The organism is Limnothrix sp. PR1529 (genome assembly GCF_002742025.1).
Taxonomy (GTDB): Bacteria; Cyanobacteriota; Cyanobacteriia; order CACIAM-69d; family CACIAM-69d; genus CACIAM-69d.
In genome coordinates this window covers 76,038-93,558 of sequence record NZ_LIRO01000012.1, presented here as the reverse complement: position 1 = coordinate 93,558, position 17,521 = coordinate 76,038, and the positions used below count along the sequence as shown (strand labels likewise).

Here is a 17,521-nt window from a genome sequence, read left to right as displayed (position 1 = left end):
ACCAATCAGGATCTTTACTATGACAGATCAGTCTGCATCGATTCGGCATCCATCAGAAATTTTTGTGGAAGCGGCTGAAGCCTGGGATCTGAAGCTGCTTTATCGAGATTTGTCTTCAACTAAGGGCAAACCCTTGACACCCACCGAGAAAGTCCACTTGAGAGGGATTTTGTGTGGAAATAGCCCAGGGGAGATTGCAGATCAGTTACAAAAGCAAGCCAATGGCGTAGAAACAGACCTGGCCGCCACTGTGTATCGCTACGTCAAAGAGCTAGTGGGGCTGGGAAATACCAAACTGAGTAGCTGGCGCGAAGTTCCGCAACTGCTTGAATCGGCTGGATATAAGATCCCGCAGCCCGCGCAATTGCGCGATGTCGATCCCAATGCAAGCACAATCAACATCACCAATATCAATATTGAGCACAACAAATTAGTTTTTATGATTAAGCTTGAAATTCCTACCAAATCGCAGCAGGATGACTAGATTTAAGTTAATTGAGAAATTACCATGAGAACTTTAGAGCACAGGGATAATTGGGACGATGATTGCACTTCCCGGCGGATTTAGCGTCTCGGATTACTTGATACTTGAAGAGCAAAGTGATTTTCGCTATGGATATCGTAATGAATTGGCTTTTGTTATAGCTAATGAGAGTGAAAATCATCATGCAATTTGCACGAATTTGCTGAGTGCGATTCATGGGCATTTGCGCCAAACTGATTGCCGATTCTATGGCAGTGATGTGAAGGTCAGCTATGGCGATCGCTTCTTCTACTATCCCGATGCATTCGTGACTTGTGACCCGCGCGATCGCACCGATCGCTATGTCAAGCGCTATCCCAAACTGATTGCGGAAGTGCTATCACCCTCCACAGAATTATTCGATCGCACCACCAAGTTTGAGGATTATCAAGCGATCGAAACCCTCGAAGAATATGTCTTAATCGACCAAGAAAAAGTCGCTGTGGAATGTCGGCGACGGGTGGCGGGCGATCATTGGGAAAGCCAAACCTATCAAGCGGGTGATCGGGTGGAATTAATCAGTATTGGTTTAGCGATCGCGATCAAGGATCTCTACGCTGGACTCGATGAAATGCCCTAACAATCATCACCCCAGACAAGGGGCTGTAGCCCCTTGCCTAACAGGATTCAGCAATCAGAATTAGGTGGTGTATTCGGCGTTGATCTTCACGTAGTCGTAGCTGAGATCGCAGCCCCAAGCCTTTGCGGAGCCGGGCCCATCGCCAATGCTGACCCCGATCGCCACGGTATCGGTTTTCAAATATTCACCCTCAGCGGCGGCCTTCAGGTAGTTGTGGGCCGCCATCCGATCGAACGCCAGCGGTTGCCCGTTTTCCATCAACACAATGTCGCCGAGCTGAATCCGCAGGTTGTTTTGGTCGAACTTCACGCCAGCGCGACCGGCAGCCCCGGCAATCCGGCCCCAGTTGGGATCGCGACCGAAGATGGCGGATTTGGTGAGGGCGGAACCGGCGATCGTCTTGGCCACGGCGCGGGCGGCGGCTTCGTCGGGCGCGCCGCTGACGGCCACTTCAATCAAACAGGTCGCCCCTTCCCCATCGCGGGCGATCGCCTTGGCCAGGTGGGTACAAACTGCTGTCAGCATGGCTTCTAGCTTTTCGGCTTCGGGGCCCCACTGGGTGATTGCCGGGGTGCGCGACTGACCGTTAGCCAGGGCAAACAGGGAATCGTTGGTGCTGGTGTCGCCATCGACGGTGATTTGGTTGAAGCTGCGATCGCCCGCCCGCGATAGCATTTCCTGCCAGAGCTGGGGCGACACAGCCGCATCGCAGGTGACAAAGGCCAGCATCGTCGCCATGTTCGGGTGGATCATCCCCGATCCCTTCGACATGCCGCCAATCCGCACGGGGCGATCGCCAATCATGGTTTCCAGGGCGATCGACTTCGTAACCAAATCCGTCGTCAAAATCGACTTTTCGGCGCTGGCTCCCCCCTCGTCGGACAGGGCCGCCACCACTTGCGGAATCCCGGCGCGCATTGGCTCCATTTTGATGCGCTGACCGATCACGCCCGTGGAAGCCAGCAACACAGTGTTGGGATCAATATCCAGTTCTTTAGCCAGCAGTTGGGCGCATTCTTCCGCGTCGGCCGCACCGGCTGCTCCCGTAGCAGCGTTGGCTTGCCCCGCGTTCACCAAAATCGCGCGGGCGCTGGGCTTGGCTTGTAGGCGATCGCGGCAGTAGTCCACGCAGGCGGCCCGCACTTGGCTGGTGGTAAAAATCCCGGCGGCGATCGCCTCCACTTCAGAATAAATCAGGGCCAAATCTGGTGCGCCTGAGGGTTTCAGCCCCGCCGTAATGCCCGCCGCTTTATAACCCTTAGGAGCCGTTACGCCGCCGGAAATCACTTGCCAATCTGCCATGATTCGATCGCCCTTTCACGATTGCTAAGTTGCCCAGAATCCGGGCAATTGGGTGATTATAGCAAGGTCATTTCGGGCGATCGCGCTGCTTCTGTCACGGGATCACGATGCAAGTCTGGATGAAATTTGCCAGCAAGAGCTAATGAATAGCGCAAATATTAATCAGTTCTTGACTAACGTTTGACCAACGCTTGGGGCTAACAAGGTTGTGCGATCGCGTGCAGGATAAATTATTGTTTGATCGCAATTCATAGATTGTAATTCATACAATTTCGATTCCAGAATTGCTTGATCGAAATAGCCGATAGTTTCAGCAAATTGCGACAATTCCGAATCAATTTATTTTGGATTAATCGGTAAACGAATCAGAAATTGAGTGCCTCGCCCTAGTTCTGACTGCACCTCCAAAGTGCCACTATGCTTTTCAGACACAATCTGATGGGCGATCGCTAGGCCGAGTCCTGTCCCCTTGCCAACGGGCTTGGTTGTAAACAGCGGCTCAAATAGCCGTTGCTTGACTAACTCATTCATGCCGATTCCATTGTCAGCAATGCAAACCGCAATTTGCTGATCGTTGGTGGCCTGAGTTGTAATTTGAATTTGCAGCCCAGAATCGGGGGTTTTGCCTTTCAGTGCGCTCTCCTCTAGGGCATCGATCGCATTGGCGAGCAAATTCATGAATACCTGATTGATTTGTCCTGGATAGCAAGGCAGTAGGGGCAATTCACCATAGGACTTGAGAATCGAAATCTCCGGACGATGATCACTGCTTTTCAATCGATGTTGCAGAATCATCAAGGTGCTGTCTAGGCCTTCATGCAAGTTCGCTGGAATTTTAGTTTCAGTATCAGCACGTGAAAAAGTGCGCAACGATGTGGAAATTCCGCGAATTCGATCGGCTCCCAGCGTCAGGGAATTAATAATCTTGAGGCTATCTTCAAAAATAAAATCCGGTTCCAAATCTTCCAGAGTGGCGGCTAATTCTGGTGAAGGCTGTGGATGTTCTTGCTGATAGAGCCGCAGAATTTCCGCCATGTTGTTAATGTGCTCTCGCAGCGGATCCACGTTGCTGGCAATGAAGTTAATGGGATTATTGATTTCGTGTGCAATGCCCGCAATCATTTCTCCCAAACTTGATAGCTTCTCCTGCTGAACAAGCTGCACTTGCATTTTTTGCAAAGCGGCTGTGCGATCATGAACTTGGTGTTCCAAAGACTCCGTTAGTTTTTTGAGCTTGAGGTGAACCTGTAGTCGAGCTAAAACTTCTGTTTGATCAAATGGCTTGGGAATATAGTCCACTGCTCCTAGGGCAAAGCCTTTGGCTTTATTTTCCGTGTCTGAAAAAGCAGTTGTAAAAATAACTGGAATCGACCTGGTGAGTGGATTGGCCTTGAGGCGGCGGCAGGTTTCAAAGCCGTCAATACCTGGCATTTGGACATCTAGCAAAATGAGATCTGGAAGATTGCGATCGACCTGCGCCAATGCACTTTCACCATCGATCGCCACGCGAAAACGCAACCCGGCACTATTCAGCGCTTCTGATAAAACCGCCAAATTAGTTGGATTATCATCCACAACTAAAATAAATTCATTCGACGCAGATGCTGACATAGGCCATCAGGAGTTGATTTAATCATCCGGTGATTGGGAGAGACTATGCAAGCATTTCCCAAAATTTTCTAGATCTTCTTGAAGTGTTGAGGATCATTAAACCGAGAGAAACAAGCTCAATGACGAAAATGGTTATTGAGCTAAGTAGCGCTCAAGCAATGCTTGTAGTTGTTTAAGTTGAAAGCGAGTCGCCAATTGAGTGACTTGCTCAGAAAAAGGTGCCATGCTCGGGTTAGACGCTGCTAGTTCAGCAACCATGGATAAGATTTCTTGAGTATCACCGTCCATCAGGAGATCGTGCAACCGTTGCACAATTTCTGAAGCGGGAGGAATCACATCTTGGGTCTGAAGAGGTTCCGTTTTTGAGGCAGGATCAGGAATGGTGGCTTGCTCATAAATCCAAGTTAAGTTAAGTTGCTCTTGCAAAATTTGAAGCAGCACTTCAGCTTGGACTGGCTTGGGCAAAAACAAGTTAGCGCCCGCATCGATCGCCTCTTGCTGATTGCTTTCAAAGACACTGGCTGACGACGCGATCGCCACAACATTGCGCAAAGTTTCAGAGGCGCGAATTTGTCTGAGTAGTTGATAGCCATCCATGACATGCATCATCAAGTCCGTAATGATTAGGTCAGGAGCATGATTCAGTGCAGTTTCCCAACCATCTTGACCATTTTGGGCTTCCACCATCTTGAATCCAAGTGGCTCTAGGAGGCTAACAATCACAGAGCGATTCTCCCAACGATCATCTACCACAATGATGGTGCGTTGCTTGCCTTCATAACCCACAATTGTTCCTTGGTCAATTGTTCGAGAGGCGGTTGCCCATTCTTTGGCCTCCGGTAGCTGCACATCAAACCAAAAGGTACTGCCTTGGCCCAGTGTGCTCTCCACTTCAATTTGGCTACCCATTAAGGACACAATTTTGTGGCTGATAGCGAGTCCTAAACCAGTGCCCTCTGACTGCTTTTTGCTATTACCCACTTGCTCAAATGGCAAAAAGATCTTTTCTAATTGTTTTGGTGTCATCCCCACACCCGTATCCTCAACCTGGAATCGCAGACGGTATAGGGACAGATCATCGAGTTTTTGGGCTTGAACGCGAAATGTCACTTGTCCTTTATCAGTAAACTTGATTGCATTGCCGAGAAGGTTAATCAAGACTTGGCGTAGTCGCTTCTCGTCAGCGCGAATCCCGATCGGTAGATCTGAATCAGCTCGATAGATAAAAGCAATGCCTTTTTGTTCAGCGCGAATCCGACAAATTTCGCCAACGCCTTGCAGAAATGAGGGCAAATGAAATTCATTAATTGCCAGGTCAAATTTACGAGCTTCAATTTTAGAAAGATCTAAAATGTCATTAATTAAGGTCAGTAGGTGGGTTCCGCACTGATGAATAATTTGGATGCCATCTTGTTCTTTTTTGCCCCAAGTTTTGGAGCGACTGAGAATTTGGGCATAGCCCAAAATGCCATTTAGGGGCGTGCGTAACTCATGGCTCATGTTTGATAGGAATTCGCTCTTGGCCTGATTGGCGGAATCTGCTGCGGCCTTGGATTGTTTGAGCTGTGCTTGCTCCGTGGATTGAACATAGACCAAAACGCCAATCAGCGTGCCCACGAGGAGCAAAACAACGATCGCAATGCCATCTAGTAGCTGAAGCTGAGATTCAATATTCTGGCGTGGAATCACCAGTGCCACAGACCATTGTGCTTCGGTGAGTGGTCGAAAACCCACATAGCTTTCAAGTCCGTCAATTTTGACCAATTGAATGTCCTGTTGCCGATTGACCATCTGTTGGGCAATGTGGGCCAACCCTGGGTCTTGGGCAAGTACCAAGCTTGGCGCGGGCTTGTCTATGGTGGACATGAATGCTGAGTTGGGATGCACGATCGCCTCGCCCTTGGAATTGAGCACAAAGGCATAGCTGCGATCGCCATATTTCAACTGATTGGTGACTTGCTTGATCCGATCAATCGTGACCACCCCATGGATGACTCCAGCGGGTTTCTCTTTTGAGTTTTGATCTTTAAAAATAGGTGCAGCAATGGCCACGCCAGGTACACGAGTGATCCGAGCAATCATGGGATCATCGACATAAATTTGCCCAGTCATTGCCTTCTGAAACCACCGGCGATCGCGCACATCGGCCGGCTTGGTTTTGGCAACAGTGCTTTGGCGGATTCCTGCTGCTGTGGTGAAGCCAAAAAACGAAAAATCTCCAATTCGTTGATCTTCCGCTTTGAGATAGGGACTGGCAATCGCCCAGTCCATCGATCGCACTACTCCAACGTTGGATAACATTTCCACGCGTGTTTTCAACAATGCCAACCAACTATCAATATCCTGGGACTTGTTGGTCACACGGGATAGTGCATCCTGCTTTAAGTTTTCCAGTGTTGCTTGGCGCACAGTTTGATAGCTAATATATGCGCCCACGCCTACGAGCAGCGCCGTTCCTCCCACAATCAACCGCATCAGCAGGTTGCGAGACAACTTCAGGCTGAGGAAAGAACTAAGGCTTGGCAGCGTGGCTGCAAACTTTCGGTCGGTTGGTTGGGAGTGCAAAATCATAACGATCTGAAGTCGGTGGCAAGTGATTAGGTCATGCGCTCGGGCTGTGAAATTTGCTCTAAGTTATGAACAGCTAGAGTAACTTATTTGTTTCATTTCAAAGCAGATAGTAACTCCCATTTCCCTTGTGTCATGAGGTTGATTGCTGACTGCCAACTCTATTGGAGATTTGTAAAAATTTTGTGAAAGAAATTGATTGAGTGTAAAAAATTACACAGGAAAATATTCACGTGTAAAAAATCGCACAGGAAAATCCGAGATCTTTACCCTATCAAAATAAATCCGCGATCGACTCTGTAAAAGTAGGCTGACTCAAGATAACACCTAATATTAGTTTTAGGCAGCAACATTACTCTAATTTCAGAACGAATGGCGGCTTTAGGCAGTGATTTGTAGCACTGACAGGCAAGACTGATTTAGATTTTTAGAACTAGTTCGTATATTTGCATTCATGGAACAAACTTCGGCGCTGTTTGCAAGATGATGATTTCCAGTGCAAGATTGCTTGCCCAGACAGGCTACCGCCTGTTCCTCATTACTGAGTTGCAGTACTACCGAATTGTTTAATCAATCAATCTTTAAAAGAATGTCTGGAAAGTCCGAATTGCTACGCTGCACAGCCCCGTGATCAACGCAAACAAGGGACTTAGGGCCTATCGTCAAATCACCTGAAACCCTGATGACCTCGTTCTTTAAACCAATCAGTCGTAGGGGCGGGTTTTCCCCGCCCAGTTCCCGTGATCCTTGGGTGTTCCCAGGGATGGACAGGGTTGTGGCGATCGCCCGGGTTAGGGTTGGGAGACCCAACCCCTACGGCGATGGAAATGACGATCGGCCCTAAACCCTTTCTCCCTCAGCCATTGGTGCTTCACCGTTGCCGCAAGTGACCGCTCAACCATCCACCACCGTGAGGATGGTTGACGGACTGGGGTTGATCTAGAGGCTCATTCACGATCGGTCGTGCCATGCAGCAAATCATTGACCGCTTGGCCCACATCCGGCTGACGCATCAGTGATTCCCCCACCAACACAGCCCCGGCTCCGGCATTCAGCACCCGATCGAGATCTGAACGATTGCCCAAGCCCGATTCACTGACCACCAAAATATCGCGCGATCGCAGTTGCTCACCCCGCGTTTCCAAGAGGGCGATCGTGGTTTCCAGCGTCACTTGAAATGTGGCCAAATCACGATTATTGATCCCCACCAACTTCACCCCATCCAGGGCTAAAACCCGGTCTAATTCGGCCAAGGTATGCACCTCAATCAATGCCGTCATTCCCAAGGCATTAATAATCTTCAAGAAATATTGCAGATCCGTATCAGTCAAGATGGCTGCAATTAACAAGATGGCATCGGCCCCGAGCGATCGAGCCAGATAAATTTGGTAAGGATAAAGCACAAATTCTTTACAGAGCAGCGGCAAATTAACCGCCTGCCGAATTTGCGCCAAATAATCGAAACTGCCCTGAAAAAACTCCTGATCCGTCAGCACCGATAAACAGGCTGCACCGCTAGCCTCATAGGTTTGGGCGATCGCCACCGGGTCAAAATCCGCACGAATCACGCCCTTGCTGGGGGAGGCTTTTTTCACTTCCGCAATTAGCGCTGGTTGAGGGGCCGGCGGTTGGCGCAGTGCGGCTAAAAAGTCTTGAGGGGGCTGGGCTTCTCGCACCCGTTGCTGAAGTTTAACTAGGGGTAACGATTCCCGCAGCCGATCGACCTCTGCTTCCTTGTGCCAAACGATTTTTTCCAAAATATGGCGAGGCTCGCTATCGGGCACACGCACTTGATAGCGCAAGGTATCAACGGCAACGGCCGGATTGGGTTGAATGCGGCGAATTTGCATAGAATTTAGAAGCAGTGAATCGCTAAATGAAGAAAGGGATGAATTTTGCCGATTCTGATGTAGGCTAATGGGCATCGGAGCATCGATAGCCGACCAATTAAATGAGCCAATTCGCCAAACAGCAAAGTTGGTGCTTTAATTGGCAATTTGCTAACGGGCAATTTGTCCTGACCAAGGGAGATCAAAAGCGATCTTTGGGTTAGGGTTCAATGGTCGAAATGCTCTTGGTGATCTGTTGACCTTCATGATCGTTTGGACGATTGATCGCTTTAGCAATGCTCTCCCAGTAACGAGCGAGCCATTGCTTCAAGGCCCTGTAGGCCACCGCCACCCTCTCAACTGCTACTTCTCAAGATCCAACACCCAAGTCCAGTAGCGACGAATTTGGGTTCAATTGGTTTGCCCACTCGTCTTGGATTGAGCAGCCCTAATCATACGCGAAATCAGTTGTTGCCGGATCGATCGCCCCAGAACTGGCCTGAAATGCCTTGAAATCGCTCTCAGAGAATTTCTCAAGGAAATCTTGTAAAAAACTGGTGATTGCTCTGGATCGCGCTGGAATCTAGGAAGCTGGAATCTGGGAAATCTAGATCATTCATCCCGTGGCTGATTCCATGAATGCCTAACCTAGGGATGCTTAACCTAGGAGACGAACAGTGGGACACCATGGGGGTGCGATCGCGATCGCTCAGACTGACGACAACGATCGACAAAGCCGCCGAGTACTGTCACGCGCCACGGGCTGAACCATCACTGGCTCGATCGGGCGATCGTGACACAATCAAAGTACAAAGCAATCCACCCAGAAAGCATCTATCCTGCATCCGTTGAGCGATGCAACTCCTACCTCTACCCTTCACCCAAAAGGGAGGTTCATCAATGTCTGTGCTACTCGTAATTGCCGTTTTGTTTGCGCCCGTTCTGCTGTCCTCAATGATGGTGGATGAAAGCTTCGATGAAGCTTTGGGTCATCCCAATCGCCATTAAAGCGATGTTTGTGTGGTTCCTGTTGGAATCCTAGTCACAACTCATGGCAAAATTGGCTGATCAAAATCCGCTAATCACAATTGATTTGTTGCAGGAGTTAATGGTCTGTTGCAGGGGTGAATGAGCTTTCAGCAAATGGGCCAGAAATCATGGGCAGGAAGCGCCCCAACCCGGCTGAGGCCAATTTCAACGATTGCATTCTGCACCACCTGCCAACTCCTAACGCCACAGCTTCGACGTTACTCAGATCCCCCTCAAGATTTCATCTACCGCCGCCCTTCAAACGCAGTTCAGACGAAGTGCAACCCTAAAGAAGTGCAACCATTAAAAAGGAGAGGATGCTGGTTCATTGAGCCATGAACGCATCCTCTCCTTCGTTTAGGGTTCTGGTTGGGGCCGAAGTTTTAGCCGAATCGACCGGTTACATAATCGCGAGTGGCTTCTTCCACGGGATCGTGGAAAATGCGTTCCGTGCGATCGTACTCCACCAAATAGCCAACCTTGTTGCCCGAGTCGGTGGCTTGGGCGTTGAAAAAGGCCGTGCGATCGCTCACCCGCGAGGCCTGTTGCATGTTGTGGGTCACGATCACGATCGTGTAGTCACCACTCAGTTCCTTAATCAGTTCCTCAATCCGGAGGGTGGAAATCGGATCCAAGGCCGAGCAAGGCTCATCCATCAGGATCACTTCCGGTTGAATGGCCACCGCGCGGGCAATGCAAAGGCGCTGTTGTTGTCCACCAGAGAGGGCCAAGCCACTGTCGCGCAGCTTGTCTTTCACCTCATCCCAAAGGGCAGCCCGCCGCAGGGAGCTTTCAACTAGCTCATCCATGTTGCCGCGATAGCCATTGATGCGGGCCCCAAAGGCAATGTTTTCGTAAATGGATTTGGGGAAGGGATTCGGGCGCTGGAACACCATCCCAATGCGGCTACGGATGGAAACGGCATCGACCTTGGGGCCGTAGAGGTCTTCTTCGTTGTAGGTAATTTGTCCCTCAACGCGGGCGCTGGGAACCAGGTCATTCATCCGGTTAAAGCAACGCAAAATCGTGCTCTTGCCACAACCGGAGGGGCCAATGAAGGCCACAATTTCGCCCCGTGGGATGTCTAGTGATGCGTCGCGCACCGCGATGCTGGGACCGTAGTAGACCGAGACCGATCGGGCAGATAACACCGCATTGGACGTGACAGAAGATTGCATACCAGTCAAACCTGAACTGAAAAGTGAAGAAGCAAGGGAGAAGGTCGAAACATCAGCATCCAGCGCGGTCGATCTCAACCCCATCGTCAAGATCCGGTGATTACGGGCCATGAGCAGGCTATGAGTCCTAATCCGATCGATCAACCGCAGAACGTTTGCAGAACTATAAAACGTGCCGGTCACCAGAATTCCCAAAAAACCAGGAATTCTAGGAATCCTAAGAACTAGTTAAGAGTTTTCTGGAACCGGTTGCGCAACAGAATTGCCGTGCCATTCATGGCCAGCAGAACAATCATCAAAACGACAATCCCGGCGGCGGCGTTGATGTGGAAACCTTGCTGAGGTCGGGAGACCCAGTTGTAGATTTGGATCGGCAGCGCCGTGAAGGGGCTTTGGGGATTGTTGGGGATGAAGGGAACGAAGGTTAAGGCTCCAATGGTGATCAGCGCGGCGGTTTCCCCGATCGCCCGGGACAGGGCCAAAATGGTTCCCGTCAAAATCCCCGGCAGGGCCAGCGGCAACACATGGGCCGAAACCACCTCCCAACGGGTTGCCCCCAGCGCAAAGCCTGCCTGACGCAGACCGTCGGGGACGGTGCGCAGGGCTTCGCGGGTGGCCACGATGATCACCGGCAAAATCAGCAATGAGAGGGTTAGGGCCCCGGTCAGAACGCTGCGGCCGCCAGTGATGGGTTGCAGCCAGCGGGCAAACACCTGCAATCCCAGCAAACCATAAATGATCGAGGGTACGCCAGCCAGGTTGGAGATGTTGATCTCAATCAGGCGAGACCACCAAGATTCGAGCGAAAATTCTTCCAGGTACAGGCCCGCGCCCACCCCGATCGGGAAAGCAATCAGCGCCGTCAGCACCAGCAGCCAAATGGAACCGCCCAACGCCGCGCCCACCCCGGCCAATTCCGGCTTGCGCGAGGGCAGGCTCGTGATGAATTGCCAGCTAATGCGGGGCATTCCATCAATGAAGGTATCCACCAGCAGCACCACCAAAACCAGGATGGCGAACCCGGTGGCCACCCAGGTGGCTCCAGCAAAGATATTGTCCTTGACGTAGCGCTGATCCAGACGAGGGTTGAAGAGCAACGCGCGCGATCGCCCTTGGGATTCGTTTGAAATAGCCATTAGTCGTATTTTTCCTGGAAGCGACGCACAAACCAAAAGCTGAACACGTTCAATACCAGGGTCATCACAAACAGGGTGGTACCCACTGCGAACAGGGTTCGGTAGGCGATCGACCCGGCCGGCGTATCCCCAAGGCTGACCTGCACGATGTAGGCCGTCATGGTCATGGCGGAAACAAAAGGATTCAGACCCAAGGTGGCATTCTGACCCGCTGCAATCGCCACAATCATGGTTTCCCCGATCGCCCGCGACACTGCCAAAATCACCGAAGCCACAATCCCCGACAGGGCCGCTGGCAACACGACTGAAATGATGGTTTCGCGCTTCGTGGCCCCCAGTGCATAGGAACCATCTCGCAAACTGCGAGGCACGGCATAGATCGCATCTTCACTCAGGGAGGCAATCAGCGGCGTGATCGCCACACCCAAAACAATCCCCGCACTCAGGGCATTAAACCCTTGCAGTCCGGGGATGATTTTCTGAAGCAGCGGCGTGACGAACAGCAAAGCAAAGTAGCCATAGACCACGGTGGGCACACCTGCCAACACCTCCAGGGCCGGCTTCAGCACCTGTCGCACCTTGGGGCTGGCATATTCACTCAGGCAAACGGCCGACAGCAGACCCAAGGGCAACGCCACCAAAATGGCGATCCCCGTGGTGAGCACCGTGGCGCTGATCAGGACAATGATCCCGAATTGGGCGCTGGCAAAGAGCGGAGTCCAGCGGGTTTCTGTGAAAAATCGCCAAACGGGAATGATTCTGAAGAAGTCGATCGTCTCAAAGATCAGGGTGAAAACAATCCCGATCGTTGTGGCGACCGATACAAATGAAAAAAGACCCAAAATCAGTCGAACGATCAACTCTGTACGGTGACTCGCTTGACGATTGGGCTGCCAAAGTGCGCGATCGCGCAGGGAACTCTCCATAGGGAAGGGGTGCGGGAACCCGCCAAAACCTTTTCGATTTTCTCTAGATTTAACTGCAAACTGGCAATCGGCTGATCAACCACTCAGCACCTGTCGCATCGCCTTGACCACGGAGCAACGTGACCGAAGCGTGACCCCTGCTGGGTGCTCGGCCCCAATTGCTCCTGTTCAAGAATCTGCCACAAGCCAAGGGATGATCAGCCCTGTCATCTAAAGCCCCCGTGAGGATTTTAAAGACCCAGGCGATCGCCCCTCAGCACCAGGCTGAACCCGTTTACTTCTTCTCGGCACCGCCAGCCTTTTCAGCCGCCAGCAGATCCGACAGCTTAGCCCCAGCCGGAGCCTTGCCACCGAACACAGAACCGGTTACTCCCTTCTCCAGGCGCTCCTTCGCCAGCGTCAGCACCTCATCGGGCAGCGGCAGATAGCCCGTATCCGCAATGATTTGCTTGTTGGCCGCATCAATCTGGAATGCCACAAAGGCCTTCACCTCAGGACGGCTGAGGGCATCCTTGCGGACGTAGATGAATTCCGGACGCGACAGGGGTTCGTAGGAACCGTCGGCGATCGAAGCAGCGCTCGGAGCAACGCACTTGCCGCTCTTGCCCTTGATTTCCACCAGCTTCAGCTTATCCTTGTTTGCTTCGTAATAGGCATAGCCGAAGAAGCCCAAGGAGCCTTCATCACCCGACACGCCCTGCACAATCACATTGTCGTCTTCGCTCGGCGTGTAGTCCCCACGGCTCTTACCTTCCTCGCCGGTAATGGCCTTGGTGAAGTAGTCATAGGTTCCCGAATCCGTACCGGGGCCGTAGAGGGTCATCGGCTTGTCGGGGAATTTCGGATCCACATCCTTCCAGCTCTTCACCTTGCCTTCGGCGGCCGGTTCCCACATCTTCTTGAGCTGATCAACGCTCAAGCAGGTGGCGAAGTCGTTTTTGGGGTTCACCACCACCGAGAGACCATCAAAGGAGATGGGCAGCTCCACATATTCCACATTGCCCTTCTTACAGAGTTCAATTTCTTCTGTTTTGATGGGTCGCGAAGCGTTGGAAATATCGGTTTCCCCGGCGCAGAATTTCTTGAAACCGCCACCGGTTCCCGACGATCCCACAATCACCTTGGTGCTGGTGTTGACTTTCATGAACTCTTCAGCCATGGCTTCCGAAATCGGAAACACGGTGCTGGAGCCATCAACCTTAACGGTGGCCGTTGCTTCCGCAGCAGGGCTAGCACCGGCAGCGGGGCTTTCGCCAGCGGCGGGGCTGTTGCCTGCTTGGGGTGCACCACCGCAGGCGGCTAGGGAGAGGGCCAGGGCTGCGATCGAGCCAGCAGCCGCGTGACGGGTCATTCGACGCAGGAGTGAGTAATTCATAGAGCTTCCGTAAGGGGTGAAGTCAATCAACCGATCGAGTCTGAGGTCTGAAATCTGAAACCTGATTTGAAATCGGCGATGAGCTGAAGTCGAGTGGGTTGCTTGACGAGGAAACTGCCTCGCGGCGGCTAAAACTGCCGATTGCGCCGCCCGTTGGTGTGTGGTGAATAATGACAGGGGCAAACGGCGGCTAGCATAAACCGCTTGGGTAAAGAAAAGGTTAATGGGGCTGATCCGCTTGCTGTCGCGATCGCTACAAATTTTTGAGTTTCGGGCCCAGACCCTTACCCACACAAGGCCGGCTGATGATCCCTGGCTCCCTCAGTGGAAATTTCGCTCATCCGCTTGGGTATAGTTAAATTGGGGCTGCATCTTAAGGTTTCTTTTAAAGTTTTCGTAAATCTCACCCCAAAGCCCCGATTTTCCGATTTGCGTCAGACCAAGCCGCGCGATCGTCAAATCCGGTCTTTGGTCGCCGCCTTTGTCGCTCGGTCAATCGATCGCGACGGGGTTAATTGGTTGTCTACGTTCACTTCTTAATTTCTTCGATCGTCACGAGGAAGCATCATGCCTACCACCCTGACCCCCGGCGACATCGCGATCGTCCGCTACGACGCAAGCTCATTTCAGTTTTTTAGCTTTGTTGATCTACTTCCGGATACAGTCATCTTCTTCACTGACAAAGCATGGCTCAGTACTACTGGCGCTTTCAGAACTGGTGAGGGACTTATTAAATTTCAATCGCCTTCAGGGGGAGTAATAAGTGCTGGCAGCTTGATCTCATCAAGCTCCTCGAATTTTTCCACTGTACCAGGCACAACATTCAAGTTGGAAAGTGCAGGAGATCAAATTACTGCATTTCAGAGCAGCAGCATCAACCCTTCGAATCCACTGCAAGCAGGCAGCACTTTAACACCTGTTTTTCAAATCAACACAAAGAATAATTTTGTCAACAATCCAAATAACGAAAACGATAGTGCATTAGCCAGTGGTCTAACTCTGGGAGAAACTGCTGTAGTTTTACCCTCCGCAGAATCAGGAGAAGTCAATCTTAACCCTTCTCCAACAACTCTTAAGCTTCCGTATATTGGTAAAGCCAATGGCTGGAATTCTCCTGCACCTACCCCTAGTTCCGCGCTCGCAGATGGAAACTATCAATATCAGTTACCTGTAAGCCTGGACGTGGGCTTTTCCTCTGTCAATGAAGACGATTCAGATTCAACCCAAATCAAAGTTACTGTTCCGTTCAAAGTTGTTGGTGATCAAACAGTTGAAATTGGCTTAGGTGGATCGGCAATTTCATTTGATTTAGGTGGCGATGACTATGATATCGATCCATTTGAGAATCCACTAACAATCATAATACCCAGTGGATCTAAAGAAGGATTTTTGCGCATTCCCGGAAACCCGCCTGTAGATGTAGTGCCTACTCTCTACATATTGCCAGATAATGATGATGAACCCGACGAAACAGTAACATTAACTCTCTCAAATCAATCTTCTGGTTTGTACCTATCCAATCCTGCTTCTCAAAGCATTACTATTAAAGATGATGATCTGCCAACACCAGGATTATTCGTTGACACCAAGGACACTGGATCCACAACAGAAAGTGGTAGCATTACATCCTTTAAAGTGAGTCTTAAATCTCAGCCCACAGGGAATGTAACCATTAGCTTGACCAGTTCCAATCCTGCTGAAGGAACAGTTTCCGCAACTCCTCTCACTTTCACTAAAGACACCTGGGATACAGCTCTAGAAGTTGAGGTAACTGGTGTTGATGATGATGATGTGGACGACGGAGATAAGCCCTATAAAATCGACCTGAAGTCAAGCTCTTCGGATGGAAAATATAATGCGCTAACTGCATCGGTGAGCTTGACCAATACTAATGATGATTTTGCTAGGATTGTGCGGGGACCAGTAGCATCATTAGAAACTACTGAAGCTGGCGGCGAAGCACCCTTCACGTTAAGGCTAGGCTCGAAGCCAACCAGCCCAGTGACAATTAAGCTGGATAGCTCCAACAAGGCTGAAGGAACTGTCTCGCCTGCTTTAGTTGAGTTCAACGATACCAACTGGGACATATGGCAAACTATTAAGGTTACAGGTGTTGACGACTCCATTGTTGATGGTACGGTTGCTTACAAAATCACCGGCTCAGTGACAAATGGCGACTCTAAGTACACGTCACTGTCACCGTTTGAAATTACAGCAACCAACACCGATAACGACACGGCTAGCGGAGGTGGTTCCTCTGGAGGCGGCACGTCGGGAGGCGGCACTGGCGGCACATCGGGAGGCGGCACACCAACCGGTGGAAGCAGCACACCAACCACCAGTGGCCCGGGAGTTGTGATCGATGCGTCGCGGGGCATTGTGATTAATGGCGGATCGAACTCGGGGTCAGGGGTCACTTTCCCGAATATCTCGACGGTTACCCCGATCGGCAGTTCGCGTGCTCCCGTTTGTAACCTAACAACGCAGCCCGCGCCGCTGCCGCTGCCTGATTTACCCGGAGTGCAGTTTCGGCAGAACTCGATCGCCCAGCCGGCCACGTTGGGCCGCAACTCCAGCGATTTCATTACCGGATCGGATCGCAGCGAAGAAATTCGGGGTGGCGAGGGAGCCGATCGCATCTTTGGGCTAGGTGGCAACGATAACCTCTACGGTGATGCGGGCAACGACCAGCTCAACGGCAACGCGGGGGATGACGTGGTGCAAGGGGGCCCCGGGCGCGATCGCATCTTTGGGGGCAGTGGCCAAGATGCCCTTTGGGGCGGCCGAGATGATGATTTTCTGTGGGGTGATTTGGGCCAAGACCTGTTGGTGGGCGGCGCGGGCAATGACACCCTGTTTGGTGACCTTGATGGGGGAGTGACCCGAGATCTCCTGGGCAGCGAAGCGGATGCCGATCGCCTGTTGGGTGGCGAAGGTAATGATTTGTTGGTTGGTCAGAATGGTGACGATACCTTGGGCGGCGGCAATGGTAACGACACCCTCTTTGGCGGTTGGGGCAAAGATCTGCTGTTAGGCAACGATGGAGACGATTGGCTAGATGGTGGCCAAGGAGACGATACCTTGGGCGGTGGCGCGGGACGGGATACGTTCGTGTTGGGCGATCGCCCCGGAACCATCACGATTCTGGACTTTGAGCGAGGGGTCGATCGCATCACCGGCCTTGATTTTGGTCAGGTCACCTTCGAGTCTGTGGGCTGCGATACGAAGGTGCTGCTGGGTAATCGAGTGGTGGCATACCTGGTGGGCGCTCCCGCTGACGGCATTAGCGGCTTTTAGACCGGCTAGCTGAGGAAATGGGGCCGGTTTTGAAGCGATCGGCTCCCTTTGCGGTATTGGTTTCTCAAAATTTGGGAGCCGGTTTCAGGGCGATCGACCCCTAGAATCCCTATCAGCTACGCCATCAATCGAAAACTATAGAAGTATTTAGGAATTTCAAATGAAAT

General features: G+C 51.4%; 11 protein-coding genes. 3 read left to right on the top strand and 8 right to left on the bottom strand.

Translation table 11 applies throughout. The features are described from left to right. The first annotated feature begins 19 nt into the window (after positions 1-19). Together AMR42_RS02985 and AMR42_RS02980 are read left to right on the top strand one after the other, a co-directional pair. Complete coding sequence (locus tag AMR42_RS02985; protein WP_199858066.1) at positions 20-484, top strand: hypothetical protein; 465 nt, start codon at positions 20-22, stop codon at positions 482-484. A 58-nt stretch (positions 485-542) separates the two neighbouring features. Next, on the top strand, positions 543-1,103 hold the full coding sequence (locus AMR42_RS02980) for a Uma2 family endonuclease (protein WP_099531987.1): 561 nt from the start codon (positions 543-545) through the stop codon (positions 1,101-1,103). 60 nt (positions 1,104-1,163) lie between these two features. Here the strand turns inward: AMR42_RS02980 and argJ are convergent, their stop codons facing one another. The 8 genes from argJ to AMR42_RS02940 all read right to left on the bottom strand — a co-directional run bounded on the left by argJ (position 1,164) and on the right by AMR42_RS02940 (position 14,057). Beyond that, positions 1,164-2,405: a bifunctional ornithine acetyltransferase/N-acetylglutamate synthase gene (gene argJ, locus AMR42_RS02975; protein WP_099531986.1), complete on the bottom strand. Its 1,242-nt coding sequence runs from the start codon at positions 2,403-2,405 to the stop codon at positions 1,164-1,166. Between the two features lie 339 nt (positions 2,406-2,744). Then, the gene (locus tag AMR42_RS02970; protein WP_099531985.1) at positions 2,745-4,016 is read right to left on the bottom strand and encodes a sensor histidine kinase; all 1,272 of its coding nucleotides are present in this window, start codon (positions 4,014-4,016) and stop codon (positions 2,745-2,747) included. A gap of 132 nt (positions 4,017-4,148) precedes the next feature. Beyond that, positions 4,149-6,509, bottom strand: coding sequence for a hybrid sensor histidine kinase/response regulator (locus AMR42_RS02965; protein WP_234406547.1), 2,361 nt, complete (start codon positions 6,507-6,509; stop codon positions 4,149-4,151). Between the two features lie 1,022 nt (positions 6,510-7,531). Continuing rightward, the gene (gene trpC / locus AMR42_RS02960; protein ID WP_099531984.1) at positions 7,532-8,434 is read right to left on the bottom strand and encodes an indole-3-glycerol phosphate synthase TrpC; all 903 of its coding nucleotides are present in this window, start codon (positions 8,432-8,434) and stop codon (positions 7,532-7,534) included. Positions 8,435-9,825: 1,391 nt separating this feature from the next. Next, positions 9,826-10,620, bottom strand: coding sequence for a phosphate ABC transporter ATP-binding protein PstB (gene pstB / locus AMR42_RS02955; protein ID WP_099532015.1), 795 nt, complete (start codon positions 10,618-10,620; stop codon positions 9,826-9,828). Positions 10,621-10,844: 224 nt separating this feature from the next. After that, positions 10,845-11,756: a phosphate ABC transporter permease PstA gene (gene pstA, locus AMR42_RS02950; protein WP_099531983.1), complete on the bottom strand. Its 912-nt coding sequence runs from the start codon at positions 11,754-11,756 to the stop codon at positions 10,845-10,847. Further along, positions 11,756-12,682 carry a phosphate ABC transporter permease subunit PstC gene (pstC, locus tag AMR42_RS02945; protein ID WP_099531982.1) on the bottom strand — a complete coding sequence of 309 codons (927 nt, stop codon included), beginning with the start codon at positions 12,680-12,682 and terminating at the stop codon, positions 11,756-11,758. The genes pstA and pstC overlap by 1 nt, the downstream gene beginning before the upstream one ends. Before the next feature lie 274 nt (positions 12,683-12,956). Then, positions 12,957-14,057, bottom strand: coding sequence for a PstS family phosphate ABC transporter substrate-binding protein (locus AMR42_RS02940; protein ID WP_234406545.1), 1,101 nt, complete (start codon positions 14,055-14,057; stop codon positions 12,957-12,959). 567 nt (positions 14,058-14,624) lie between these two features. On the opposite strand from AMR42_RS02940, the gene AMR42_RS19725 reads away from it, so the two are divergent. Beyond that, on the top strand, positions 14,625-17,354 hold the full coding sequence (locus tag AMR42_RS19725; protein ID WP_143472906.1) for a calcium-binding protein: 2,730 nt from the start codon (positions 14,625-14,627) through the stop codon (positions 17,352-17,354). Positions 17,355-17,521 lie beyond the last annotated feature (167 nt).

Bases quoted from the DNA above. Each gene is read 5' to 3' on its own strand.
- AMR42_RS02985 (WP_199858066.1), top strand. From the start codon at position 20: ATGACAGATCAGTCTGCATCGATTCGGCATCCATCAGAAATTTTTGTG.
- AMR42_RS02980 (WP_099531987.1), top strand. From the start codon at position 543: ATGATTGCACTTCCCGGCGGATTTAGCGTCTCGGATTACTTGATACTT.
- argJ (WP_099531986.1), bottom strand. From the start codon at position 2,405: ATGGCAGATTGGCAAGTGATTTCCGGCGGCGTAACGGCTCCTAAGGGT.
- AMR42_RS02970 (WP_099531985.1), bottom strand. From the start codon at position 4,016: ATGTCAGCATCTGCGTCGAATGAATTTATTTTAGTTGTGGATGATAAT.
- trpC (WP_099531984.1), bottom strand. From the start codon at position 8,434: ATGCAAATTCGCCGCATTCAACCCAATCCGGCCGTTGCCGTTGATACC.
- pstB (WP_099532015.1), bottom strand. From the start codon at position 10,620: ATGCAATCTTCTGTCACGTCCAATGCGGTGTTATCTGCCCGATCGGTC.
- pstA (WP_099531983.1), bottom strand. From the start codon at position 11,756: ATGGCTATTTCAAACGAATCCCAAGGGCGATCGCGCGCGTTGCTCTTC.
- pstC (WP_099531982.1), bottom strand. From the start codon at position 12,682: ATGGAGAGTTCCCTGCGCGATCGCGCACTTTGGCAGCCCAATCGTCAA.
- AMR42_RS02940 (WP_234406545.1), bottom strand. From the start codon at position 14,057: ATGAATTACTCACTCCTGCGTCGAATGACCCGTCACGCGGCTGCTGGC.
- AMR42_RS19725 (WP_143472906.1), top strand. From the start codon at position 14,625: ATGCCTACCACCCTGACCCCCGGCGACATCGCGATCGTCCGCTACGAC.